This is a genomic window from Nocardia sp. NPDC052112 (assembly GCF_040680135.1).
Classification (GTDB): Bacteria; Actinomycetota; Actinomycetes; order Mycobacteriales; family Mycobacteriaceae; genus Nocardia.
Genome location: NZ_JBFAWD010000033.1, coordinates 45885 through 68439 on the forward strand (window position 1 = coordinate 45885; position 22555 = coordinate 68439).

Sequence of the window (22555 nt, forward strand, 5' to 3'; positions counted from 1 at the left end):
GGTGATCACGCCTGTGCTCGCCGCTGGCGCACAGCCGGTCACCGCGAGAGGAGTGCCGATGCCGAGCAGGGTCGTAGATTATCTGGTCAGAGCGGTTTCAACCCTGGGAGTACGGCACATCTTCGGTGTCGACGGCGCGAATATCGAAGATCTCTACGACGCGCTCTTCGATGCGCCCTGCGACGTCACGGGAATCGTTGCCAAGCACGAGTTTTCGGCCGCGACCATGGCCGACGGCTACGCCCGCTCGACCGGGGGACTCGGCGTCGTCGCCGCCACCTCCGGCGGTGGCGCGATGAATCTCGTTGCCGGACTTGCCGAATCGTTCGCGTCCCGGGTGCCGGTATTAGCGCTGGTCGGACAGCCGCCGACCGCCCTGGAGGGCAATGGCGCGTTCCAGGACTCCAGCGGGCTCGGGGGCACCATCGACGCGGCCCGAATGTTCGGCGAGATCACCCAGTACTGCGCCAGGGTGGACAGCGCCGCCGACCTGCCCGACAAGTTGTCCAGAGCGGTCGACGCCGCCCGGCGCGGCGGGCCCGCGGTCCTGCTACTGCCAAAGGATGTGCAGCAGAGCGATACCGGCGACATCCCGCCGTTCCGGTCGACACCGCCGACGCACCGGCGCGATGAAAACAGCCTGGCCAGGGTGCGCGCCGCGCTGACCGCGGCACGCAAGGTCGGCAAGATCGTGATCATCGCGGGCGACCAGGTCGCGCGCGACGACGCCCGCACCGAACTCGCTCGGCTGGCGCGCACCTTGGACGCGTCGGTGGGGGTCGCCCCGGATGCGAAGGACACCTACGACAATGCCGACCCCGGGTTCTGCGGTGTCGCCGGGATTATGGGACATCCGGAATTGTCGGCGGCACTGCACTCGGCGACGCTGTGCCTGATCGTCGGCACACCGATGCCGATCACCGCGCGCACCGGGCTGGATGAACTGCTCGCCGAGCGCACCGTCGCGCATATCGGTGTCGCCGCGCCGTATCTGTCCGCGATCCACGCCACGAGTACGGATCTCGCGCGGGATCTGGGCGCACTCGCGGACGAACTCACCGGCGGCAGCACAGGGGGACGGCAGTCGGCGGGGCGGGTGAATACAGAGTCGAGTCACCCGTATCCGCCGCACGAGCTGACGCCCTTGCGAGTGCCCGAGTCGACCGGTCCCGGTCTGCGCTATCGCGAATTGGTCGAGACGATCGAGGCGCTATTGCCGGAGGGCACCGATGTTTTCGCGGATGCGGGCAATACCGGAGCGGCCGTGGTGCACCATCTGCGGGTGCCGCGCGACGGCCGATTCGTGGTTGCGCTCGGCATGGGCGGAATGGGCTATGCGTTCGGCGCCGCAATAGGTTCCGCATTCGCGCGGTATCGCGGACCGTCCGGAACCAGACGCACCGTTGTCGTCGCAGGTGATGGCGCATTCTTCATGCACGGCATGGAATTGCACACCGCGATCGAACATCAGCTGCCGGTCACCTTCATCGTACTCAACAACAACGCGCACGCCATGTGCGTCACCCGAGAACAGCTCTATTACCGAGATCGATACAGCTTCAACCGATTTCGGCCCTCAAACCTGGGTGCGGGCATCGGTGCCATGTTCCCTGAACTCCCCGCGCACTCCGTCCGTACTACCGCAGACCTGGCCATCGCACTGGGGCGATGCGTCGAATCCGAAGGGCCGGCATTCATCTCGATCGATGTCGACCCCGACGAAGTTCCCCCCTTCATCCCGTTCCTCGCGACATTGGAGAAGAAGCCGTGACAACAAGCGCCCTCCCCGCCCTCAGCGACATTCCGGAAGACGTGGTCCCCGGTGTGCTGCGGATCGAGAACTCCGATAAGGACGCGACCACTCCGATCATCATGGACATGCTGCGGTCGGTATATCCGCACGACCAGATCTTCGGTGAATTCTGCCCGGTGCAGGCGTATATCGCCGCGCCGCCGGAACAGGTGTGGGAATACCTGGCCGATACCCGCAGCCTGGAGGAGTGGACCTATAGCCTGCGCGGCTTCGTCGAGACCGAGGAGCCCGGTCTGTGGCTGGCCTGGGACCGGCTCGGCCCGGAGACCAAGATCTTCACCCGCACCGTCGCGCACCGCGAGGGTATGACCGTCGACTACCACTGCGCCTGGGATCAGAGCCAGCACCTGTGGATGATCTACCTGCTGCGGGTCATCGATGCCCAGGTGGTGTTCAACAAGCCGGGTTCGGTGGTGCTGTGGGTCAACTGCCATCACCCGTTCTACGACGAAAATCCCTATCCCGAAACGGCTCCCGAGAAGCGGCCGGTGTGGGTGGGCGACTTCTGGGAGATGTTCTCGGCGGGACATCAGCTCGAGCTCGACAACCTCAAGGCGATCTGCGAATACCGTGCGGCACACGGTCTTCCGATCAAGCCCGACTGGATGAAGTGAGGCGGCACCATGATCTCGAACTCCGCAGCACCCGCAAATCCGGACGCCCCTGGACTGCCGACGGTCAGCCTCGTCGATGTGGCGAGCTATCTGCCGGGTGAACCGGTCGGCACCGAATACTTCACGCAGTACAGCCGATCCGACCGGATGGCCAAGAACGTCATGTTCCGCTCGCCCAAGGCACGCCACCATGTGGCCAGGGACGAGACCGCGGTGGATATGGTCGAGCGCGCGGTCGCGCCGCTCGTCGAACGCCATGGCGCACCGGCGATCGCCGATATTGATGTGCTGATCACGCACACCCAACTGCCGGACAATCCGGTGATGGGTTGCGGACCCGAGGTGGCCCGACGCCTCGGGATGAAGCCCCGCTTCGTCTACGACCTGCACAACGGCGGCTGCGCGGCATTCGTGCACATGATGGCCATGGCCAGAATGATCCTGCAGACCACCGATGCCCGCACGGCGCTCATCGCGGCGAGCCAGAACTGCGCGGGCCCGGTATTCACCCAGACCGACATCCGCAAGCTCGCCCAGGCCCCGGTGCCCGGTGATGCCTGCGGTGTCGGACTGCTGGTCAAGGATGATTCCGCGCCGATCCTGGATATCGAATGCCGCACCTATCCCGAGTTCGCCGGGGATATGGAGTTCTCGACCAATGGCGAGCGCAAGTACTGGGAGCCGGGCGAGGGCCAGGGCTGCGTCAGCTTCACCGAATCGAAGATCACCAAGGTGTTCGCACGCGGCAATCGGCTGGTGCCGGAGGTGGCATCGGCGGTATGCGATCGGATCGGAGTGAAGGGCCGCGATATCGACACCTTCGTCACCAATCAGCCGAACCGGCTGTTCCTGCGCAACTGGCACGATGCGCTGGAGCTGCCGCCGGAGCGGCACCCGGACACCTTCGACCAGTGCGGAAATCTGTTCGCGGCGGGCATTCCGGTCACACTCGATACCGAGAATCGGGCGGGTCGGCTGCGCAACGGCTCGGTGGTGCTGTTGTCGGCATTCGCGCACGCCGGTGATTTCGCCGGTGCCGCGGCCGTGCGCTGGGGTGCGGCGAGGTGAGCGTGCGGGTGGCCGATGAATCTCGGCCCTCGCAACAGCACCGAAGTCAGCGGGCGCAGGCGCGGTTCGATCTCAGCCTGAGCGAAAACCCATTTCCGCCACTGCCTTCGGTACTTGTCGCGGTGAACAGCGTACTGGCGCAGGCCAATCGCTATCCGGAATTCCTGCCGCAGCGGCTGCCGAGGTTGATCGCGGGACGTGTGGGGGTGCACTCGGACCAGGTGGTCGTCGGTTCCGGTGCGACCGGGGTGGCCATGCAGGTCATCCAGGCGCTGACCAAGCCGGGTGACGGAATCGTCTACGGGGCACCGACTTTCGACGGCTATCCGATCATGGCGGAGATGGCCGATCTCGAGGTCGTACCGGTGCCGCTTGATGCCGCGGGCCATCAGGATCTGTGGGCGATGACCAAGGCCATCGACAAGCAGACCGGTTTGGTGGTGATCTGCCGTCCGCACAATCCGACCGGCACCGTGGTCGCGGCCGGTGAGCTGAAGGCCTTCCTGTGCTCGGTGCCCCGCCGGGTGCCGGTCATCCTGGACGAGGCGTATGCCGAATTCCTGGGGCCGGCCGATCAGGTCGACACGCTGGCACTGCTGAACCGGCATCCGAATCTGCTGGTTCTGCGCACCTTCTCGAAGGCCTACGGACTGGCCGGTCTGCGCATCGGCTACACCTTCGGCCGGAGCGAGTTGATCAGCCGCGTCCGCAGGCTGCAACTGCCATTCGGGGTGAGTTCGGCGGCGGTGGCCGCGGTCGCCGCGTCCTACGCCGCCGAACCCGAATTGGCCGCGCGCATCCTGCGCATCACCACCGCACGCGAAACTCTCCGCAGTGCGCTACTACGCCGACACATCACCGTGCCACGCAGCTACGCCAACTTCCTCTACCTCCCCGGCCCCGGCATAGCAACAGCCCTACGCCGAGCCGGCATCGCCGCCAAGGCCTACCCCGACGGCAGCGCCCGCATCGCCGTCGGCGACCCCGACGCCGACAACGCGGTGCTGAGGGCCCTCGAGTCACTGCGCTAGGCAGTCCGTCCTGCCCTGCTCCAAGACAGTCGGGACCCCGCAAGACCGGCCGGCTTGGCACCGAGCTGGCAGGACGTGCAAGGCTGGCGAGCTGGCGGATCAAGATCAGGTGGAACTGGTGGCGGGGACATCTCGGGATGCCGCGCCAGGCGCCACCTGATCTTGATTGCGCGGTGGTTCGATGGGGAGGTGATGCGGTGGCGGCAGTTCGAGGTGAATACGGCACCGGCGCGTGGGACGGCGAGTCGGGTGCTGTTGCGGTTGGTGCTGGGGCGGCGTGAGGTCGTCGTTCGCCAGACGGTTATCGAGGCGGGTGGGACCAGCGGCTGGCACTATCACGACGGCACGCTGCTGGTGCTGGTTGCCCGCGGCATCCTCGACCACCCGGGGGCGGACTGTGTCCCGGTCAGCTATCGCCGCGGCCGCATCTTCCGTGAACCCAGCGGCCCGTCCTATCCCCATGTCGCACGCAATCTCGGAACGACCCCGGTAACGCTGTTCGTGCTGTACCTGAACCCGGTCGGCAGCCCACTGTCACATCGCATCAACCCGCCTGAATGCGCCAACCAATAGCGCTCGAACCGACTTGCCCGGCGCGCGCGGCAGAGGTCGGTGCGCGATCGGACCGCCGTGGTATCTGACAGGTATCATTCAAAGTATGGCGATGACCTTGCGACTCGATGATGACGACGACCGCATGCTGACCGCGGAAGCTGCGCGCACGGGTCGCTCCAAGCAAGAGATCGCGAAGGAAGCGATACATCTGCACCTCACCGCGAATCAGGAAGAGTTCGAGGCGATGCTGGCCCGCACCATGGACCGGCACGCCGAATTGCTGGAACGACTCGCGTGATCAGATACCTGACGCTCCACGAACTTCTGCTGATCGCGCGGGCCGTGAACCACGGTACCGACGCGATCCGGGATTACGGATTGCTCGCGTCCGCCGCCGCGCGTCCATCCACCAAGGTGTTCGGCGTCGATCCATATCCGGAATTGTTCGAAAAGGCCGCCGCATTACTTCATTCACTTGCTCGCAATCACGCCCTCATCGACGGCAACAAACGCACCGCGTTCCTTGCGGCGGCGCTCATGCTCGAACGTAACGGCATCGTGTTGGCCGCGCTCCCAGATGAACAGGAACCGGTCATGATTGCCGTCGCGGTCGGGGACATGGACGTGCCCGAGATCGCCGAGCACCTCCGGAAATGGAGCAAATAGCAGCGCGGGCGACGTCGCGATGGGACCTGGCCGCGACCGCGCGTCAGTTGGTCGGAGCGCAGGTGTCGCGTAGCGAGCACGCGCCGCAGGCGGATCCGCAGCCGCCGATCTCTTGTGCCGGAACCAGATCCTCGACCGCGCGAGCCGCGGCGTTCGCGCCCGCACCGAGGGTGAACAGCGCCACCGCCGCGGTGACCACCGCCACGATCAGCGCCGGGAAGCCGCCTGCGGCGACGGCGACGAGGCCGCCCGCGAAGAGCAGTGCGCCCGCGGCCACGGAGGTGGGGGCGGCGACGCGGTTGGCTATGCGGAAGGTTTCGTCGTCGTACAGCGCCGCCTCGGTGTGCACCCCGACGAAGCGGTTGCGTGGCAGCCGGCCGGTCAGTCCGAGCACGCCGGTTGCGATGGCGACCATGGCCAGCACGAACAGGGCGAGAGCGACGACGAACACTCGAGCAGGCTAGCGCACCGCCGCCACGCCGCGACGGCCAGCTCCCCAGCAAGCGTCCGGCACCCGAGCCGTCACCAATCGGGACAGGCGCATTCCGCATCGATCTCCGCCGAGCGGCGCGTGCAGCAACCGACCGCCCGGCACAAATCGAGTACGAACAGCGGAAGTCGCTGCGGCACAGCTAAGGCGACCATTGAGCGATCTGCGCCACACCCACCATCGCGACCGGGCAACAATGCCGCGCGGGCCGTCCGCACGGCTCGAGAACAGGTCGAGCCCGGCCCGATTTTCGGTGCATGAGCCCGGACGTTCTACCCTGATAGACACATCTATGACGGGGATCGGCGAGAACAAGAAGGCAGGACCGTGGCGGACACTCGTGCAACCGAAAGCGATGTACCGGAGCACAGGTACAACGCTGGCCTCGCCGGCCGTATCGAGCGCCGGTGGCAGCGGACCTGGGATGAGCGCGGGACGTTCCACGCGCCGAACCCGGTAGGCCCGCTCGCGGGTGCGACCCCGGCGGACAAGCTGTTCGTCCAGGACATGTTCCCGTATCCGTCCGGCGCGGGTCTGCACGTCGGGCATCCGCTCGGCTACATCGCCACCGACGTCTTCGCGCGCTATCACCGGATGCATGGCCGCAATGTGCTGCACGCACTGGGTTACGACGCATTCGGTCTGCCCGCCGAGCAGTACGCGGTGCAGACCGGTGCGCATCCGCGCCAGACCACCGAATCGAATATCACCACCATGCAGCGTCAGCTGGACCGGCTCGGCCTCGGCCACGACCGTCGGCGCTCGTTCGCGACCACCGATCCGGAGTACTACAAGTGGACGCAGTGGATCTTCCTGCGCATTTACAACGCTTGGTACGACCGGGATCTGGACCGGGCCCGCCCGATCGCGGAACTGGAAGCACAGTTCGATTCGGGTGCCCGGCCGACGCCGGACGGCCGCACCTGGCACGATCTGACCGCGGCCGAACGCGCTGAGGTGCTGGACTCGTATCGTCTCGTGTACCAAACGGATTCGGTGGTCAACTGGTGTCCCGGGTTGGGCACCGTACTGTCCAACGAAGAGGTCACCGCCGACGGCCGCAGTGAGCGCGGTAACTTCCCGGTATTCCGGAAGCGGCTGTGGCAGTGGATGATGCGCATCACCGCCTACTCCGACCGGCTGGTCGACGATCTGGATCGCCTGGACTGGCCGGAGAACGTAAAGGCCATGCAGCGCAACTGGATCGGTCGATCGCGTGGCGCGCAGGTCAAATTCGATGCCGATGGTCAGCACCTCGAGGTCTTCACGACCCGGCCGGACACGCTGTTCGGTTCCACCTACGTGGTGCTGGCGCCCGAGCACGAGCTGGTCGACCGGCTGACCGCGCAGGAGTGGCCCGCTGGCGTCGACCCGCGCTGGACCTTCGAGGATGCCGGTGACCCCGCGGAGGCCGTTGCGGCATACCGCAAGGCGATCGCGGCCAAATCGGATCTGGAGCGTCAGGAGAACAGGGAGAAGTCCGGCGTCTTCCTGGGTTCCTACGCGACCAACCCGGTGAACGGCGCACAGGTGCCGATCTTCATCGCCGACTATGTGCTGGCCGGTTACGGCACCGGCGCGATCATGGCGGTGCCAGGACACGATCAGCGCGACTGGGAATTCGCCTCGGTCTTCGGCCTGCCGATCGTGGAAGTCATTTCCGGCGGAGATACTTCGGCCGCGGCCTACTCCGGTGACGGCGCGCTGGTGAATTCCGATTACCTGAACGGCCTGTCCGTCGAGGAGGCCAAGGCCACCGTGATCGCCCGGCTGGAGGCCGACGGCCACGGCAAGGGCACCGTCCAGTACAAGCTGCGCGACTGGCTGTTCGCCCGCCAGCGCTACTGGGGTGAGCCGTTCCCGATCGTCTACGACGAGGACGGCGCACCGCACGCGCTGCCGGAATCCATGCTGCCGGTCGAACTTCCGGAGCTGGACGATTTCGCACCGGTCACCTTCGATCCGAACGATGCGGGCTCCGAACCGTCACCGCCGCTGGCCAAGGCCACCGATTGGGTGCATGTCGAGCTGGATCTGGGCGACGGCCCCAAGCAGTACCGGCGCGATACCAATGTCATGCCGAACTGGGCGGGCAGTTCGTGGTACCAGCTGCGCTACGCGGACCCGACGAACGCGGATGCGTTCTGCGCCAAGGAGAACGAGCAGTACTGGCTGGGCCCGCGCACCGCGGAGCACGGCCCGAACGATCCGGGCGGCGTCGATCTGTACGTCGGCGGTGTCGAACATGCGGTGCTGCACCTGCTGTACTCGCGGTTCTGGCAGAAGGTGCTGTTCGATCTGGGTGATGTGAGCGGTTACGAGCCGTACCGTCGCCTGTTCAACCAGGGCTACATCCAGGCGCACGCCTACACCGACGCGCGCGGCGCGTATCTGCCCGCCGCCGAGATCATCGAGCACGACGGCAAGCACTACTTCCCCGATCCCACGACCGGCATCGAGATCGAGGCGTTCCAGGAGTACGGCAAGATCGGAAAGTCGCTGAAGAATGCCATCTCGCCGGACGAGATGTGCGATATGTACGGCGCCGACACCTTCCGCTTCTACGAAATGTCGATGGGTCCGCTGGATACCTCACGGCCGTGGGCGACCAAGGATGTCGTCGGTGCGCACCGGTTCCTGCAGCGGGTCTGGCGACTGGTCGTCGACGAGGAGTCCGGCGCGATCCGGGTTACCGACGCGGCGCCGTCGGATGAGACGCTGCGCCTGCTGCACAAGACGATCGCCGGTGTAGACGACGATTTCGCCGCCCTGCGCGATAACACCGCGGGAGCCAAGCTGATCGAGCTGACCAACCATCTGACCAAGAGCTATCCCGCGGGTGCGCCGCGTACAGTGGTGGAGCCGATGGTGCTGATGCTGGCGCCGATGGCACCGCATATCGCCGAGGAACTGTGGGAACGACTGGGACACAACGAATCCCTGGCCCACGGCCCGTTCCCGATAGCGGATCCGGCGCTGCTGGTGGAGGAGTCGGTGGAGTATCCGATCCAGGTGAACGGCAAGGTGCGCAGCCGAATCCAGGTACCCGCCGACGCCGACAACGCGACCATCGAGGCGACCGCGCTGGCGGATGAGAAGATCGCGACACTGCTCGGCGGCAGTGCGCCGCGCAAGCTGATCGTGGTCCCGGGGCGGCTCATCAATATCGTCGCGTAGGCGCGATCCGCTCCGCGCACGCATTCGCGCCGCGTCACGTATTCGCCTGCCCCACACGCATTCGCGCCCGGCGAAACCGCGTTCGCGTACCGCGCGCACACATTCGCACCCCGCGTCCGCGCCCGACGAAACCACGCTCGCGTACCGCGCACAGACTTGCACCCCGCCCACGCATTCGCACCCTGCGTCCGGGCACAACCGGTCAATGCCACTGCGGTGCCGGGCGCAAGCATTGTCAGCAGCCGACGTCTATCCGCGATCCGAACCCTTTGGCTTCGCTCTATCCGCGCCCGTCGCCCCGTCGACGCAAACGCGCAGGTGACAGCCGTGACGGTGCCGGGCGAAACTGTCCCCGAACTGAACCTCGGAACAATATGTCAAGAAAACGACATCATCGTGCGGACGATGTCGCAGTGCGCCGTCGGCCGGGAACCACTGTGCTTCCGACAGTGGCAGGTGTACGGAATCGGTGGCGTTGCGCGCCGGCGTCGGTGGTCAGCGGCATTGTGTCGAGCTGTGCGGCGATGGCTTCGAATCAGTAGGGCCGGAGCACGACTTCGGTCGGATGGCCGTCGCGCGGCGTTTCGATGGCGGCGCGCACGGTCCCCGCGACGGTCTCCGGACTGAGGAATTCCTCCGCGCGATACTCGCGCCCCTCACCCGCGATGATCTCCCGCTGCATATCGGTATCGATGCGGCCGGGATGGATCGAGGTCACCCGCAGTGTCGGCTCCTCCAATCGCAGCGCATCACCGAACGCGCGCAGGCCGAACTTGCTTGCCGCATACGACGCCCACCCCGCATTGGCCCGCAATCCGGCACCCGAATTGATCAGCACGACGTGACCGTTGGCCGCCCGCAGCGCGGGCAACAGCAGCCTGGTCAACTCCGCGACGGCAATCACATTGGCTTCCAGGGTATTTCGCCACTGATGTACCGAGGATTCGGCGATCGCACCCAGGTCCGCGATACCGGCGTTGTGTACCAACACATCCAGGTGCCGAATCGGCGAAACCGCTTCCGCCACTGCGGAATAGTCGGTCAACTCGACCGGCCATCCGGTGGCGCCGGGCAGTTCGCCTAATATCGCGCGCAGCGCCTCGGCCGAGCGGGCGCCGAGCAACAGATCGTGGGTCGGTGCGAGTTCGCGAGCGATCGCGGCGCCGAGCCCTCGGCTGGCACCGGTGATCAGCGCGGTCGGCTTCGGTGTGCTGGTCACGGCGGAGGTCATGGAGTCACCGTATCGACCACCGATACGGGCCGTAGCACTACCCGCGCGCGCGGCGATGAATGCATAAAGCGAATAAATGGAATTCACGGACGGGGCATGCAGAGTGAGATCCGGCGCACAACAGCTGGCCACCAGGGCGCACCAGGACGAGACGCGAGTCACTGAGCGGGCGTACTTGCGGGTGCCATCGCAAAATAGGGAGATGGCACACCCGGGTTTCACCCCAACACAGCTCGCGGCCCGCGCCGCCTACCTGCTACGGGGCAATGACCTGGGCACGATGACCAGCGCCGCGCCCCGGCTGTATCCGCACATGTGGAGCTGGGACGCCGCCTTCGTCGCGGTCGGTCTCGCCCCACTCAGCGTCGAGCGCGCGGTCATCGAACTGGATACCCTGCTCTCGGCGCAGTGGAAGAACGGGATGATCCCGCACATCGTGTTCGCCAATGGTGTGGACGGCTACTTTCCCGGCCCGGCCCGCTGGGAGTGCAAGAAGCTGGCCGCCAATGCCCCCGATGGTCCGGACACCTCCGGCATCACCCAGCCGCCGGTGCACGCCATCGCGGTGCAGCGCATCCTCGACCATTCGCGCCGCCACGGCCGCAGCACCAGGGCGGTGGCCGAGGAATTCCTGAATCGGCGCTGGCCGGATCTGGTGCGCTGGCATCGCTGGCTGGCCCATGCCCGCGACCCCAAGGAGAGCGGCCGGATCACGCTGTATCACGGCTGGGAATCCGGGATGGACAATTCGCCGCGCTGGGATCGGGCCTATGCGAATGTGACACCCGGTGATCTGCCGCCGTATCAGCGCGAAGATCTGCTGGTGGTCTCGGACCCATCGCAGCGGCCGAGCGATCGCGAATACGACCGCTATCTGTGGCTGGTCGAGCAGATGCGCCGCGCCGGATACGACGACTACCAGCTCGCCTCGACGATGAGCTTCGCGGTGGAGGATGTCTTCGTCACCGCGATCTTCGCGCTGGCGTGTGAGGTGCTGGCCAATATCGGCGAGGAGTACAAGCAGCCCCATGCCGATGTCCGCGAATTGTATTCGTGGGCGGAGCGCTTCCGTGCGGGCGTGGTCGCGACCACCGACGCCCGTACGGGTGCGGCCAGGGATTTCGACGTGCGACTCCAGCGCTGGATCAATACCGAAACCCTCTCGATGTTTGCCCCACTGCTCTGCGGCGGCCTGCCCCGCGATACCGAACGCAGCCTGTTGCGGCTGTTCGAGGGCCCGCGCTTCTGCGGTCATCCGGACCTGCGCTACGCCCTGCCGCCGTCCACCTCGCCGGTCTCCAAGGACTTCCGCTCCCGCGAATACTGGCGCGGTCCCGTCTGGCCGGTCATGAGCTGGCTGTTCTCCTGGGTCTTCGCCCGCCGCGGCTGGGCCGAACGCTCCTTCATGCTCCGCGCCGAGGGTCTGCGGCAAGCCAGCGACGGCAGCTTCGCCGAATACTACGAACCCTTCACCGGTGAACCACTCGGCAGCATGCAGCAGTCCTGGACCGCGGCCTCGGTACTGGACTGGCTCGGCTGACCTATCCGCCGCCGGTCCGGGCGGGAATCGGCTGCCGATGCGAGCAGCATCAACGAGTGACTAGTGAATACTGAGCAACTACATCAGATGTAACACTGGTCACATTGCGCAACAGTCGCTATCGTCGAAAGGCATGGATAGCACTCGTTGGAGATCGACTCGCGCTGTGGCGCTGTCCACGATCACCGTGGGCAGCATCCTTACGGCTACCTCGGCTGTTACGGCAGTGGCCGAACCGAGTGGGCCCGATGTGTCGTCGTGGCAGCATGTCGACGGCCGGTTCATCGACTGGTTCGCCGTGAAAAGGGCGGGGCACGATTTCGCCATGGTGAAGGCGACGGAGGGGCTGAGTTACCTCAATCCGTATTTCGTGCCGGACAGCGTCCTGATGCGAACAGCGGGGGTCGCGCGCGGAACGTATCACTACGCGCGACCGAATCTGCCGCCCGAGCCGCAGGCGGCGCTGTACGCGACGGTCGTGCTCGGCCAGAACGGGCCGCTGGATCTGCCGCCGGTGCTCGATCTGGAGAATGCGGGCGGACTCGGTCCGGCCGGACTCATCGACTGGACGCACCGGTATCTGAATACCGTGCAGGCCCTGACCGGACGGGTGCCGATCATCTACACCTATCCGAATTTCTGGAAGACGGCCATGGCGAATACCAATGAATTCACCAGGTATCCACTCTGGATCGCCGACTACCGCGGCAACGAACAGCCCGAAGTGCCGGGCGGCTGGCCGACGTGGACGTTCTGGCAGACCACCGACGCCGGCCGCATTCCGGGTATCGCGGGCGGCACCGATGTCAACGTATACAGCGGCGCCCAGGGTGATTTCGCACGCTACGCCAATATCGGCTGAGCACAGCACGAAACCGCTACTCCCTGCAGGTTGTCGAGTAGCGGTTTCGTGTGTGCGGGGAATCGACGGTACTTACCTACTGCGCCGGCTCCGCCGGCTGCCACCCCCTAAGTGCCGATTCGCCCGCCGCCCTTCTTCCACACCGAGACAACGGCGGGTCTGGGCAGACTATCGCCACCATCGGGCCAATGCGAGGCGGGCTTCTCCGCGGTCGCGTCATCGCGCTCGCCCGGATGTTGGACGCACACGGTGACCCGCTGCTCCGACACCGTCGGACCGCAGGTCTCCGCGCCGAACGGAACGGTCAGGAATTGTTTGGTCTCACCGCGATTCGGCCCGTCGAGTACTACCGAGAACAGCCCGTCATTGGCACCGTTGGCGCGCGAGGCATCGGTGGAGATCCACAGATTGCCATAGGCGTCGAAGGCGAGATTGTCCGGTGCCGCGATCGGGCTGACCTTGGCCTTGTCGAAACCGGCGAAGTAGGTATCGCTGGTCTTCGGATCACCGCACAGCATCAGGATATTCCAGATGAATGTGGTGCCGGCGTGATCGTCGTCGAGTTCGAGCACCTGCCCGAATTTGTTGATATTGCGTGGATTGGCCTCGTCGATGGCGGGCTTGCCCTGCGCACCGCGCTGCTCGTTGTAGGTCAGCGCGACATAGACCTTGCCGGACTTGGGATTCGCCTCGAAATCCTCGGGACGGTCCATCTTGGTCGCGCCGACCTTATCGGCCGCCAACCGGGTGAATACCGAAACCTCTTCGGCGGTAAAGCCGTCCACCTTCGAGGTTGCCTTGCCGTCCTCGCCGGTGACCAGCAGCGGAATCCATTGGCCGGTACCGGTGAAGCCCTTGTTCGAGGGCACCGTGCCATTGCCGTCGATCTTGTCCGGGTGGTCGCCGGTGAATTTGGCGACGTACAGCGTGCCCGCGTCCAGGATCGTCAGGTTGTGCCGCATGCTCGCCTGGCCGTTGCCGGACTGCACCTTTCGCGACGAAACGAACTTGTACATGTAGTCGAAGCGCTCGTCATCGCCCATATAGGCGACCACGGTGCCGTCCTTGGCGACGTGAATGGTCGCGGCCTCGTGTTTGAACCGGCCGAGCGCGGTGTGCTTGATCGGCGCGGCCGTGGCGTCCCACGGATTCACCTCGATGACCCAGCCGAATCGGTTGGCCTCATTGGGTTCCTTCGCCAGATCGAAGCGCGGTTCGTGCCGCTCCCATTTGCGATCGGAGGCGCCGTTCGGGAAGCCGTAGCGCTTGAGCCTGGCCTTGGCGGCCTCGTCGGTTACCTTGTCGCCGTTGGCGAAGTACTGGTTGATGTTCTCTTCGCCGGAAAGCACTGTGCCCCACGGCGTCAGGCCGCCGGAGCAATTGTTGAGGGTGCCGAGCACCTTGGCACCGGACGGATCGGCGCTCGTCTTCAGGAAGGTGCTGCCCGCGGCGGGCCCGGTGACGGTGAATTCCGTCGTGCCGGTAATGCGGCGGTTGTATTTGCCGAATTCCGTTGTCAACTTGCCGGTTCCGGATTCGCCCCGCACCTGTACGACCGAAAGGCCGTGCGCGGCAATGGCGGTCTGGTAATGCTCGAGTGCGGGCTCTTCCTTGTTGTAACCCTTGAACATCTGCGGTTCGGTGGTGTACTCGTGATTCACCACCAGCAGGTAGGTATTCGCCTGCCCCTCGATGGGCAGTAGTGTGGCGAAGTCGTTGTTGAAGCCGAACTGTTCGGCCTGCGCGGTCGCGGACTGGGCATTGGCATCGAACTTCGGTGCGTCGGCGAACAGCGGGTCGCCCCAGCGGATCACGACATTGTGTTCGTAGCCATCCGGAATGACCAGAGCGTCATCGGAATTCGCCGCCACGGGTTTGAAGTTGGTGCCCACCGGCACACCGTCGACCAGCGAGCCGCCCGCCGCCAATTCGACCTTGTCGTCATCCCCGCAGGCCGCGAGCAGACCGGCCGCACCGACCGCGACCACCACACCCGCACTGCCCTTCAGCATGCCGCGCCGCGTCAGCGCCGCGCGCACCATGTCGCCGAAGTATTCGTTCTCGGAAGTGTTCGGAACCTCGTGGAAGCAGGCGTTTCCGCACTTGTACTGACAGGTTGTGGCCGAGCGCTTCGGCTGGCCGTCCCGCTTCACGAACAGGGCGAGGGGCTTCGTTGTCACGACGAACTCCTGACTAGTGCTGACCGGCGCACGGTAAGCCGCTCAGGCAATCCACAGGAAACGGTCAGATGAACGTCCGACCAATTAGGCAACCCTCACTGTGCGAAACGATCGGGCAGCACCCGCCCGCTATCCTCGCGTTGACCGGGCATTACCCGTTTTACCTGGTCAAATACTAAAGATTTCGGTTGCGTCACGTAGCTCGCTACTCATGTGCGACTCCCCTCCCAGGAGGAGGATCGAAACCAAGGACATGAGTACCGAGTCAGGAGTAGTGCGATGACTTTGTCCGGAGGAAAGACCCAGCTCACCTCGCAGGCGCTGGACTATGTCGATTCGATTCTCGCGGGCGCGGTGGCCGAGGCCCGCGCCGTAGTCGCCGACCACGAACATATGGGCGAAGAAGGCGATGGCGGCTGCAACCGGTGTACCCACCCGACCTGTGTCGGCTTCATCCCGGGCGGTGGTGCGCTCTGCAAGCGTCCCACCTGCCATCACAGCTTCTTCAGCCACCGCGTCTTCTGACGCGCAAACAAATACCGCTCCCGTTCCTGGGGAGCGGGAGCGACATTCGGCGCCGGGCTAGGCATTGACTTGCAGTGCGATCACAACCTCTTGTTCGTTCTCCGGCAGATAGTGCACCTGGAGAACGCGACCGACCTGTACCCGGGACACGCTGGTGGGCGGCAAGAACTTGTCCACGCTGGTGCTGAAAGTCGTTCCGTCGGGCCGGGTTACGACCAGGCCGAGCTCGATCTTGGAGTGCCCGTTGCGAATTTCGCCGGGAACCGAAAGCGATCGCACGACGGCCTGAGCGGTAATGCCGCGCTCGGCGATATCGAGTTCGGCCTTGGTGGTGAAGCCCTTTCGGATCATGGATTCATTCATGGCACGCTGAGCTGCCGACATGTCGCCGGACCGGTCGACCTCGACCTTATCGGTGCGATCGGGCAGATAGCGCACCGGCAGTACGACACCGGGCTGCAGCAGGGCGAGTTCGGTGAGCGGAACGATCATTTTGGCGTGCGAGTCGAAGATCGTGCCGTCGACGCCCTCGACGCTGAAGTCGATGCGGATCTGCGGCTGATCATTGACGGTGAGTCCGGTCTGCCGGAACGACTTTATGGTGCCGATACCGACAAGACCATTGCGGAAGGCCGAGCTGTTGTTCCCGGTGAAGGCCGCCATGATGCCCTCGCCGGTGCATGCGAAGACGATCGGGACAATGGTCAGCGCGATGATCGGCAACGCCATCTGCGGCCCGACCCAGGCGAGCGTGCCATCGTCGAAAGGGCCGTAACCGGTGTAGGTGAGGCCGTGCCAGAGGTAGTAGCCGATCGAGAGAACGAAGAAGGCGGCGGCGAGCGAGCGGGCGATGGTTTTCATGGTGTTCCCTTGTGTTCGAAACGGTTCGGTTCACTCGCCCCGTTCACGCCCCTTGTCTCGAGGGGCGTGAACGGGCTGGTCGTGGGGATCAGCCGCCGACCACGGTCGAGCAGGCGAAGGTGATATCGAATTTCGAGTTCTTCGGGCTCGCGGTCGGATTGGTGAGATCGGGCGCGCCGACGCCCTCACCGGTGACCTTGTAGGTGTTGCCGTCCTTGACGACCTTGGCCGAACCGCCGGGCATGCCATTGCCGAAGCCGAGGGCATAGGGCATGCCGTTGGTGCCGCCCTTGCTGCCCGCGACCGCGACGGCCTGGACGTTGTCGGTGCCGGTGATGGAGGCGCTGACGCTCAGGGTGCCGTAAGTGGCGTTATTGGTATCGCTGAGCGTGAGGGCCAGGGTGCCGCCCTGCTTGGCGCAGACGGTCTCGAACTTGCCGTCGAGCGCCTTGCCGTCGACCGAGGCGGTCGACTTGCCCGATGCCGGTGCCGGGGCGGCCGAGGTTCCCGGCTTCGCCGACGTGGTCGACGAGCTGCCCGAATCGTCACTGCATCCGGTGACGAAGAGGGCGAGGGCGACGGCCGAGGCGGTGAGAGCGGCGGCGGAGATGCGGACCGGCTTGGTGTTCATGATTGTTGTTCCTTTGCTTCGTTCGGCTCCGGTGTTGGGCCGATACGAGAAAGGTAGGAATCGGAACCGCCCTACCGATCCCAGGTTTTTCGGAGTCTGAAACGAGCAAAGTTCCGTTAGCCTGGTCGAATGCGACGGCCGCGCGCGATGGTGCTGGACGAGGTTTGGCGCCGACTCGAGGGCGTCGAACCGCTCAGTGGACCCCACGGTGGTCCGCTGCGACGGACGGTCAAGCTGATCCTGGATCCACTCGTCATCCGGCCCGTGCAGCATCCGCTGTGCGCGGGCCCGATCCTCACCGCGGACGGCGCGGTTCTGCTCGCCACCCGAATCCATGCCGCCGCCGATGTGCTGCGCGCGACGGCGGCGTGGTTTTCTCTGCTCAAACAGGTCCGGCGGGCGCTGCGGATCACCGAGGGCAATCCGCAGGATCTGTATTTCCAGCGCGCCTTCGAACTCGCCACCACATCGGGTATGCCGGATCCGGACCGGGACCGGACAACCGCCGAGGCGACACTGCGCGATGTCCACGAATTCGCGGCGGGGCGTACGACACAGGTGCTCAAGGAGTACATCACCGCGGGTGCGCGGACTGCCGAACTCGCGTCGCTGATCGATGTCGCGTGGGGACGACGTCCGGTGGGCGGACCGACCGGGGATCACGCCGAACTGTTCGCGACGCTGCTGGATGCGGCCGCGGCTCGCGACGGTCGAACCGCCGATGGGCAGCCGACATTCGATCAGCTGGTTGCCACCCATGCCGGGACGCACGGGGGAATCCGACTCTGGGAACGCACCTTCGAGCCGACGGCACATCAGCTCGGGCTGACCGCGGTGCCGGTTCCGCGGCCACCCGCGCTCGGTTCGTCGGCGTCGAAGGCCAGTCTCGGGCTGCCCTTCGATCGCACCATCTACGAGCGCGTATTCACCGTGCTGCAAGCGTCCGGTGAACGGGCCGAACTGCCACCCATTCCGGAATTGGTGACCACGGAGATCGCCCGAAGTTGCTCGCCCTGGGCACTTTTGGACGAATCGCTGCGGGTCGCGGCGACGGCCGGGGCCGTGCTGGCGCTCGGGTTGCGGCCGATCGCGGCCGCTTCGCCTGCGAGCACTACCCGGTCAACCGAGACGGCGGCGCATCGGGTGATCAATGGCCGCTGGCAGCGGGAGGCCTACGTCCTGCAGGCGCGACGGCTCGCGGTGCGCACCGATATCGAAATGCCGAGCGGCCCACTGGCGGCCATCGCCGCCGAACTGCGCACGCCGTGGCGGCCCTATCTGCGGCGGCTGTGGGTTCGCCTGCACGGCCGTGATGTCCGGGAGTTCCGCGTGTACGAGCCGGACGAGCTGTGGGATCTGCTCGACGGGGTGGCGCGCTCGGTCATGCTGGACCATCGCATGCGGGTCAAACAGGCGCTGAGTGCGCGTTCCCTTGTCACCGAGCCGGATCCGGCGGAATCGAGGGCGAGCTGATGAGTACGACCGTGCGGATCGAACCGGGCGGGGATGGGATCTGGATCATCGCACCCGACGGGGCGCCGACGGTGTTGGACGGTGCCGCGGCGATAGATGTGCTGGTGCTCGAGGTGCTCGGCGGTCATCTGTCCTGGAGTCTGCTCGCCGGACAGACGATTCCGGCCGCGGTGGTCGATGATGTCGAACTCGCCCAGGACTGGTTGTGGGCTGTGTACGGCGAACGGATCGCCGTTGCCATCGCCGATACCGAGAGCGGCGCCACCGAATTCACCGATGTGGCCGAACCCGTGGTGCCGGATCTGGTGGCGGCTGCCTGGCGGCTCGGGTTCGCGTATTGGGCGGCGCGATGGTGGCCCGCGTCGACGATCGATGGCATCACTGCGCTCGACGATCGGCTGCTGGACCAGGAGATCACGACGCTACGCACGCAGTGCGAACCACTTTTCGGTGACGATGAGCCAACCGCGGACGACGAGTCGGCGGATGTCGTCGCTACGGTCGCAGCGTCCACTCGCGCAGCGGATTACGCGCTGGCCGCTGGTGGCGGGGCCGATCGGCCGGCCGGGGCACTGTCACTGGCGCGTGGCACGAGCGGTTGGGATTGGCGACGCTGCCCGCCCGGCCTCATCGACGCGTCCGAACGGGCGGTGACCTGGGAATCGACCCGTAGTTCGGGAACTACGACCGTCCACGTCACCGCGGTAGCGGCGCCCCAATTGGGCTCGGCCGCACCGGCACATCTGCGCCCGCGCGCCGTCATCACCACACCCGTCGGCACCGCCGAGGCCGAGCTGGATCTGGTCGGCGAGCTGTGGACCGGTGCGACCACCACGCCGTCGGATGCCATTTCGACGGTGGATGTCTATGTGCCTGGTGTCGGGGCGCCCGGCGCACCCGAGCTGGGTGGTCCCGAGATCCGGCGACAGATTCGTGAGCTCGCGACCGCGCGGTTGCATCGGGCCGGCACCGCCGACGACGCGGTCGATGCACCGCTGCTCGCCGAAATCGCCGCCGCCGCATCGGATTCGGACTTCTGATGGCAGCCGATGACGGTCGCGAATTGCTCGCCGAAGGCGCGGCCGCCTATCAGCGCGGCGATATTGCCGAGGCCAGGCGGCTGTTCGAGGATATCGCCAGGACCAGCACGGATGGCCTGCGCGTCAGCGCGCTGGTCAATGCCGCGAGCATGTGCGATGAACTCGGCGATCATGCCGGGGCGATCGTCTTGTTCCGCGCGGCGCTCGCGGAAATGCCCGCGGACGCGATCGAAAAGCGGCCCGCCGCACTGATCAACCTGTCCCAGGCACTGCAGCATGTCGGCGATCTCGACGGCGCACAGGAGGCGCTGGAACAGGCGCGGACGCTGCTCACCGAACACAATGACGAAAGTATGCAGCGGGTGGCCTGTCTGCTCTCGCTGACCGCGGTGGCATTCCATCGCCAGAGCTGGGCGTATGCCATCGAGCTCGCCACCGAATCATTGGATGCGGCAGTGCGCTTCGCACCGCAGCTGGCTGGGCATCCGCTCTCGACGCTCGGCGGGATCTACTTCGAGACCGGACGGCGCGAACTCGCCGTCGACTTCATGGGCCAGGCGCTGGCGGCCTTCGACGCGGCCGGTGATCGCAATGCGGTCGCCGAGACGGAACAGAATCTGGCCGTCATGTACGTCAGGTTGGATCGGTTCGACGAGGCGGAACCGCCGCTGCGGTCCAGCCAGGAGTACTTCGAACGCGCCGGACTCGGATATCGCGCGGGCGTCGGGCGCAAAACCATGGGGTTTCTGGCGGAGGGCCGCGGCAACACCGCTGCGGCGCATCGGCTCTATCGCCGCAGTCTGGACTATTTCGACGAATCCGGTGCGGTGCTCGATGCCGCCGATGTGCGCGTGCGCCTGGCGACCGTCGCCTATTCGAACGGACAATACGACGAGGGCGAATCCCTCATCGGCGAGGCATTCGCGACCTATGCCGAACGTGGTCTCGGATTGCACTGTGCCCACATCGATTTCTGGCATGCCGCGCTGCTGGAGTCGGTGATCGAGGCGACCGAAATGCCGAATCCCGAGCTATTGGGGCGGGCAATCGATCTCGCGGTGCCGTCGGCGCTTGCCATCGATGCCGTGCGGTACACGCTGCCCAATGGCAACCAACGCGAGAAATGGAACCGCCAGATCGCCGATCCGGCGATGCGCTTGGCATTCCGGTTCGCCTTTCTGTCCGGCAATGGTCCGCTGATCGCGGATCTCATCGAAACACAATGCGCGGGTACAACATTGGATAACACCAGATCGACGGTCGGCGCACCACCGCGGCTGCCACTCGAATTATTCGATCCACCGGTGGCGGCACAACCCACTGTGCAGGTCGGAACCGGTCCGCAGAGTGGGTCGGCACCGCAGCTGGGCACGGCGCTGGCGGCGGTCGCGGCGAGCGCCGGGCTGCCGGTGGCGCCGCCGCCGCGGCTGGCCGTCGCACCGGACGGCCATATCGCACTGGGTGCCTACATCGAGGCAGCCGATCGGCGATACGGCCATCCGGTGCGGGACCGCCGGGTACTGCCCGCATGACCATCGCGGAACAGCCGACCGTCATTGTGCGGATGGCGGATGCGGGTGATCTGTATATGTCGTGGCGCTGGTTGCGCGACGACTACGCCCAAGGCGCGAGCATGCTGCCCGGGGATGCGATCACCGACGCCGTCGAGCGGTTCGCGCGGGCGCTGCCGCATCCGGCGGTGCCCGGCAGCCTCGAACGGGCCATGACCACCGGCGCCTTTGCCTCCTACGATGCGGAATATCTTGTCGCGCAGTCGCTTTCCCGCGCCTTACTGCCCTATGGTTTCGCGGCGCAGTTGTACGACCTGCACGTGCGCGGTGTACGCGCACATATTCGGCTGCAACCCTCACCACGGGTAGCTCAGATCCCCTGGGAGATCATCGCTCCCGATCCGGAGCTGCGCCTGGTGGATATCGCCGATATCAGTCTGCTCGCCCCCGCCAGCATTGTGCACGGTCCGGACCGGACGGCGCGTACTTGGTCCGAGACGGGTGCACTTCCGGTGGTCGCCGTCCTCGATCCGCGCGTCCCCGGCTTTCGCGCCGAATCCGCGCTCGGATCCGTTCTCGGCCGCATGACCCCCGAGGCCCCACTCGCCCAGCGGGTTGCCGAATATTCGGCACAGGGCCGCCTACTTCCCGCGGTCGACGATCCGATCGAGGCATTCCGCCGCACGGATATCGATCGAAACTGGTTGAGCCGAGCGCTACGCGGTGGTGCCAGCCGCCTGACCTATGTGGGACATGTGACCGCGGCGGCCCCCGAATCCGGCCAGAGCGAAGCCTCCGAACTGCATCTGGCCTGCGATGCCGAATCCATCGGCTTCGCTACCCCCATCCGGGCCCACCGCCCGCTTTCGGCCAAGGACCTATTGCTCGGCACCCACACTCTGACCACCGAACCCGCTGCCGGACCACAGCTCTGGCCCATGCCGAGCCGAGTCGCCCTGATCGCCTGCGAAAGCGGGGGCGATATGCGCTTCAGCGAGGCGCTGGGCCTGGTCGCCGCCATGATCAACGGCGGTGCCGAACTCGTCACCGCCAGCCGGTGGGCGCTCCCCACCGACCTCGCCTTCCAGCGCCTCGCCGGTGCACCCCTCGACGCCCATCCCCTCCAAGACGCCATCTGCGCCATCGATGCCGCTCACGAACACCCGGATCCGGTAACCGCACTCGCCGCCTGGCAGCGAACCCGCCTCACGGCCTGGCGCACCACCCACGCCATCGAGCACTCTCCCCTGCTCTGGTCCGCCTTCGCCACCGTTCGCACCTGACCGG

The 22555-nt window shown here is 65.8% G+C and carries 20 protein-coding genes; 15 read left to right on the forward strand and 5 right to left on the reverse strand.

Annotation, left to right across the window (positions count from 1 at the left end; translation table 11 throughout):
- Positions 1-58 precede the first annotated feature (58 nt).
- The 7 genes from AB0L58_RS38190 (at position 59) to AB0L58_RS38220 (ending at position 5747) form a co-directional block, all read left to right on the forward strand.
- A complete protein-coding gene (locus tag AB0L58_RS38190) occupies positions 59-1771 on the forward strand; it encodes a thiamine pyrophosphate-binding protein (RefSeq protein ID WP_364395242.1) in 1713 nt (570 codons plus the stop codon).
- The gene (locus AB0L58_RS38195; protein ID WP_364395244.1) at positions 1768-2427 is read left to right on the forward strand and encodes an SRPBCC family protein; all 660 of its coding nucleotides are present in this window, start codon (positions 1768-1770) and stop codon (positions 2425-2427) included. The genes AB0L58_RS38190 and AB0L58_RS38195 overlap by 4 nt, the downstream gene beginning before the upstream one ends.
- Before the next feature lie 9 nt (positions 2428-2436).
- Positions 2437-3495, forward strand: coding sequence for a 3-oxoacyl-[acyl-carrier-protein] synthase III C-terminal domain-containing protein (locus AB0L58_RS38200; RefSeq protein ID WP_364395246.1), 1059 nt, complete (start codon positions 2437-2439; stop codon positions 3493-3495).
- An 8-nt stretch (positions 3496-3503) separates the two neighbouring features.
- Complete coding sequence (locus AB0L58_RS38205; protein WP_364395248.1) at positions 3504-4526, forward strand: aminotransferase class I/II-fold pyridoxal phosphate-dependent enzyme; 1023 nt, start codon at positions 3504-3506, stop codon at positions 4524-4526.
- A 192-nt stretch (positions 4527-4718) separates the two neighbouring features.
- Entirely contained in the window at positions 4719-5099 is a 381-nt protein-coding gene (locus tag AB0L58_RS38210) for a hypothetical protein (protein ID WP_364395321.1), read from the forward strand.
- Between the two features lie 85 nt (positions 5100-5184).
- Positions 5185-5379: a ribbon-helix-helix protein, CopG family gene (locus AB0L58_RS38215; RefSeq protein ID WP_364395250.1), complete on the forward strand. Its 195-nt coding sequence runs from the start codon at positions 5185-5187 to the stop codon at positions 5377-5379.
- Positions 5376-5747: a type II toxin-antitoxin system death-on-curing family toxin gene (locus AB0L58_RS38220; RefSeq protein ID WP_364395252.1), complete on the forward strand. Its 372-nt coding sequence runs from the start codon at positions 5376-5378 to the stop codon at positions 5745-5747. The genes AB0L58_RS38215 and AB0L58_RS38220 overlap by 4 nt, the downstream gene beginning before the upstream one ends.
- A 43-nt stretch (positions 5748-5790) precedes the next feature.
- On the opposite strand, the gene AB0L58_RS38225 is transcribed toward AB0L58_RS38220, so the two are convergent.
- A complete protein-coding gene (locus AB0L58_RS38225; protein WP_364395254.1) occupies positions 5791-6198 on the reverse strand; it encodes an SdpI family protein in 408 nt (135 codons plus the stop codon).
- A 366-nt stretch (positions 6199-6564) separates the two neighbouring features.
- On the opposite strand from AB0L58_RS38225, the gene leuS reads away from it, so the two are divergent.
- Positions 6565-9414, forward strand: a complete 2850-nt coding sequence (gene leuS / locus AB0L58_RS38230; RefSeq protein WP_364395256.1) for a leucine--tRNA ligase — start codon at positions 6565-6567, stop codon at positions 9412-9414.
- A 535-nt stretch (positions 9415-9949) separates the two neighbouring features.
- On the opposite strand, the gene AB0L58_RS38235 is transcribed toward leuS, so the two are convergent.
- The gene (locus tag AB0L58_RS38235) at positions 9950-10645 is read right to left on the reverse strand and encodes an SDR family oxidoreductase (protein WP_364395258.1); all 696 of its coding nucleotides are present in this window, start codon (positions 10643-10645) and stop codon (positions 9950-9952) included.
- 202 nt (positions 10646-10847) lie between these two features.
- On the opposite strand from AB0L58_RS38235, the gene AB0L58_RS38240 reads away from it, so the two are divergent.
- Positions 10848-12185 (forward strand): glycogen debranching protein, encoded by a 1338-nt coding sequence (locus AB0L58_RS38240; protein WP_364395260.1) that lies wholly within the window; start codon positions 10848-10850, stop codon positions 12183-12185.
- Between the two features lie 133 nt (positions 12186-12318).
- Positions 12319-13047 carry a glycoside hydrolase family 25 protein gene (locus AB0L58_RS38245; RefSeq protein ID WP_364395262.1) on the forward strand — a complete coding sequence of 243 codons (729 nt, stop codon included), beginning with the start codon at positions 12319-12321 and terminating at the stop codon, positions 13045-13047.
- Positions 13048-13154: 107 nt separating this feature from the next.
- Here AB0L58_RS38245 and AB0L58_RS38250 read toward each other — a convergent pair whose 3' ends face one another.
- Positions 13155-15227: a PhoX family phosphatase gene (locus AB0L58_RS38250; RefSeq protein WP_364395264.1), complete on the reverse strand. Its 2073-nt coding sequence runs from the start codon at positions 15225-15227 to the stop codon at positions 13155-13157.
- Positions 15228-15506: 279 nt separating this feature from the next.
- Here AB0L58_RS38250 and AB0L58_RS38255 point away from each other — a divergent pair, with 279 nt between their 5' ends.
- Positions 15507-15752 (forward strand): hypothetical protein, encoded by a 246-nt coding sequence (locus tag AB0L58_RS38255; RefSeq protein ID WP_364395266.1) that lies wholly within the window; start codon positions 15507-15509, stop codon positions 15750-15752.
- A gap of 57 nt (positions 15753-15809) precedes the next feature.
- Here the strand turns inward: AB0L58_RS38255 and AB0L58_RS38260 are convergent, their stop codons facing one another.
- Both AB0L58_RS38260 and AB0L58_RS38265 read right to left on the reverse strand, forming a co-directional pair.
- On the reverse strand, positions 15810-16613 hold the full coding sequence (locus tag AB0L58_RS38260; RefSeq protein ID WP_364395268.1) for a hypothetical protein: 804 nt from the start codon (positions 16611-16613) through the stop codon (positions 15810-15812).
- A gap of 88 nt (positions 16614-16701) precedes the next feature.
- Positions 16702-17244 (reverse strand): lipoprotein LpqH, encoded by a 543-nt coding sequence (locus tag AB0L58_RS38265; protein WP_364395270.1) that lies wholly within the window; start codon positions 17242-17244, stop codon positions 16702-16704.
- A 147-nt stretch (positions 17245-17391) separates the two neighbouring features.
- Here AB0L58_RS38265 and AB0L58_RS38270 point away from each other — a divergent pair, with 147 nt between their 5' ends.
- The 4 genes from AB0L58_RS38270 to AB0L58_RS38285 are packed head-to-tail and all read left to right on the forward strand — an operon-like array spanning position 17392 to position 22551.
- A complete protein-coding gene (locus AB0L58_RS38270; protein ID WP_364395323.1) occupies positions 17392-18717 on the forward strand; it encodes a hypothetical protein in 1326 nt (441 codons plus the stop codon).
- A complete protein-coding gene (locus AB0L58_RS38275) occupies positions 18717-19757 on the forward strand; it encodes a hypothetical protein (protein ID WP_364395272.1) in 1041 nt (346 codons plus the stop codon). Before AB0L58_RS38270 ends, AB0L58_RS38275 begins: the two co-directional genes overlap by 1 nt.
- A complete protein-coding gene (locus AB0L58_RS38280; RefSeq protein ID WP_364395274.1) occupies positions 19757-21289 on the forward strand; it encodes a tetratricopeptide repeat protein in 1533 nt (510 codons plus the stop codon). The genes AB0L58_RS38275 and AB0L58_RS38280 overlap by 1 nt, the downstream gene beginning before the upstream one ends.
- On the forward strand, positions 21286-22551 hold the full coding sequence (locus AB0L58_RS38285; RefSeq protein ID WP_364395276.1) for a hypothetical protein: 1266 nt from the start codon (positions 21286-21288) through the stop codon (positions 22549-22551). The genes AB0L58_RS38280 and AB0L58_RS38285 overlap by 4 nt, the downstream gene beginning before the upstream one ends.
- Positions 22552-22555: the final 4 nt, after the last annotated feature.

Coding starts and splice junctions, on each gene's coding strand:
- AB0L58_RS38190 (WP_364395242.1), top strand. CDS start 59: ATGCCGAGCAGGGTCGTAGATTATCTGGTCAGAGCGGTTTCAACCCTG.
- AB0L58_RS38200 (WP_364395246.1), top strand. CDS start 2,437: ATGATCTCGAACTCCGCAGCACCCGCAAATCCGGACGCCCCTGGACTG.
- AB0L58_RS38210 (WP_364395321.1), top strand. CDS start 4,719: ATGCGGTGGCGGCAGTTCGAGGTGAATACGGCACCGGCGCGTGGGACG.
- AB0L58_RS38215 (WP_364395250.1), top strand. CDS start 5,185: ATGGCGATGACCTTGCGACTCGATGATGACGACGACCGCATGCTGACC.
- AB0L58_RS38235 (WP_364395258.1), bottom strand. CDS start 10,645: ATGACCTCCGCCGTGACCAGCACACCGAAGCCGACCGCGCTGATCACC.
- AB0L58_RS38240 (WP_364395260.1), top strand. CDS start 10,848: ATGGCACACCCGGGTTTCACCCCAACACAGCTCGCGGCCCGCGCCGCC.
- AB0L58_RS38245 (WP_364395262.1), top strand. CDS start 12,319: ATGGATAGCACTCGTTGGAGATCGACTCGCGCTGTGGCGCTGTCCACG.
- AB0L58_RS38255 (WP_364395266.1), top strand. CDS start 15,507: ATGACTTTGTCCGGAGGAAAGACCCAGCTCACCTCGCAGGCGCTGGAC.
- AB0L58_RS38260 (WP_364395268.1), bottom strand. CDS start 16,613: ATGAAAACCATCGCCCGCTCGCTCGCCGCCGCCTTCTTCGTTCTCTCG.
- AB0L58_RS38265 (WP_364395270.1), bottom strand. CDS start 17,244: ATGAACACCAAGCCGGTCCGCATCTCCGCCGCCGCTCTCACCGCCTCG.
- AB0L58_RS38270 (WP_364395323.1), top strand. CDS start 17,392: ATGGTGCTGGACGAGGTTTGGCGCCGACTCGAGGGCGTCGAACCGCTC.
- AB0L58_RS38275 (WP_364395272.1), top strand. CDS start 18,717: ATGAGTACGACCGTGCGGATCGAACCGGGCGGGGATGGGATCTGGATC.
- AB0L58_RS38280 (WP_364395274.1), top strand. CDS start 19,757: ATGGCAGCCGATGACGGTCGCGAATTGCTCGCCGAAGGCGCGGCCGCC.
- AB0L58_RS38285 (WP_364395276.1), top strand. CDS start 21,286: ATGACCATCGCGGAACAGCCGACCGTCATTGTGCGGATGGCGGATGCG.